At 45.4% G+C, this 1,977-nt stretch carries 1 pseudogene; it reads right to left on the bottom strand.

The window, feature by feature from the left end:
- Positions 1 to 1,977 (bottom strand): annotated as a pseudogene (locus BHC51_RS05295) (hypothetical protein); the annotation flags it as partial.

The raw sequence follows: 1,977 nt of genomic DNA, 5'->3' as shown, positions 1-1,977 counted from the left end.
CAGTCCTGTCTGTGTCACAGTTGACAGACTGTGCAGCTGTGAACCGTTGATGGCATCCGTTGAATCTGCTTCTACCCGGCCTTCCTTAATACCGGTCAGTGTTTGGGTACTGCCCTCACGGGTAGCATCATAGACTTGGCCATTCCATTGCAATGCATTCTGCTGCAATGCAGTTACACTGCCATCGATAGTACTCAGCCCAGTAGATAAACTGCTTACATTTTCATTTAAGCGGGAAACAGTACCAGACATGTCACCCATCTGGTTTTCGGTAATCGTACTCAGACTACTTGACAGACTGCTCAGACCGGTTGAGGTGGAGTTAGACAGACTAAACAGCTGGCCTGCATTAACCGCATCAGTAGAATTCTCTCCAAGAATACCGGCTGCTACATTGGTAATCCTTTTAGCATCTCCATTTCGAGCGGCATCATAGGCTCCGATATTGTTATTCCATTGCAATGCATTCTGTTTTAATTCTGTCACACCCTCAGTAGCATTGCTCAGGCTGGAATTTATACTGGAACTCAGGCTGTTCAGACCTGTTGCTGTCGACAGCGACAGGCTGTTCAGGCCTGAAGTAGCAGTATCCAGTCCTGTCTGTGTCACAGTTGACAGACTGTGCAGCTGTGAACCGTTGATGGCATCCGTTGAATCTGGTGTTACATGGCCAGCAGACACATTGGTAATTATCTGCGCCTTGTCTGTACCGTGGTCTGCACTATAGCTGCCATCTTTCCATTGCAGCGCATCCTTTTGTAGCTTTCCAACAGTATCACCAATGCTGCTGGCCATTGTAGATAGGCTGATAATGTCTGTTGTATTTGAGGAAACCAGCTTATCTGATAGTTCATTTATACTGCTGGAAACGCTCAAAGATAAACTAGACAAATTTGAATTGGTTGTATATAGCTGACCACCATTAACGGCGTCAGTGGAATCCTTTGTAGTAATATCACCATCTTGAACATTAATAATTTTTGCTGTTTTTGCTCCCGATGCAAGATGGGCTGCATCATAAGCCTGTACTTCATTATTCCACTGTAATGCATTATCTCGCAACTCTAGAATACTGGTAGAAGCAGATGTTTGCAACTCGGTTAATGTAGCACCAGTAGAGGAAATGTGGCCATCAACAGAAGTTGAAATACTTTTCAGTTCCTTTGTAGCTTCAAGAATGCTTGAAGAAGTAGAAGTACTCAAATTCGTGAAATCATCTTCAAGCGCAGATAAACTGGTTGATGTGGAAGAAGACAGCGAAGAAATACTGGTTGATGTGGAAGCATCCAGACTTTTTAACTGAGCCACATTTACAGCATCAGTATCCAGTGTACCTGCGGCCAGTCCGGTAATCTGTCGGGTGATACCAGCGCTGGCATTGCCAATAGCCACGACATTGCCAGAAGCCACTGATCCACTGCCCAAGGCTACACCATTCTCACCCTCGGCAATTGCACCTGCACCAATAGCAACACCATTAGCTCCACTAACGCGAGTGTTATTCCCCAGTGCCAGACCATTGGCAGCACTTACATTAGCGGCATTACCCACTATCATGGCACCGCCAGCCTGTGCAGTAACAGTATTGTCGTTACCTAATATTCTGATATTATCAGCTTTATTTACACCTTCTGAATCGGTTTGTATAGTATTCCTGTTACCAAATACACCAGTATTATCAGCAGCAATAGTGCCGTTCTGATTACCGAAAGAATAGCTTCCGTCACCTGTTACAATAGTCATACCGGAAGCAGCAGTAGTCTGCTTACCATTGTCTTTGTCATACTGAGTAGTTGCATTAGAACCACCAATAGCACCAGACCTCTTGCCGCTAACCTGATTAGCCGAACCGATGCTAATGCTTTGTTCACCTGTTGCCTGCGCAGAATTACCAATAGCTACAGCTGAATTATTTTTAGCCTCCGCCTGTACCCCCAGTGCTACAGTACCATCTGCACTGGCCTGAGACATCAGGCC

The sequence above is a fragment of the Snodgrassella alvi genome (genome assembly GCF_002777745.1).
Taxonomy (GTDB): Bacteria; Pseudomonadota; Gammaproteobacteria; order Burkholderiales; family Neisseriaceae; genus Snodgrassella; species Snodgrassella alvi_D.
Note: the sequence above shows the minus strand (reverse complement) of the source record. Positions and strands in the feature narration are given on the sequence as shown.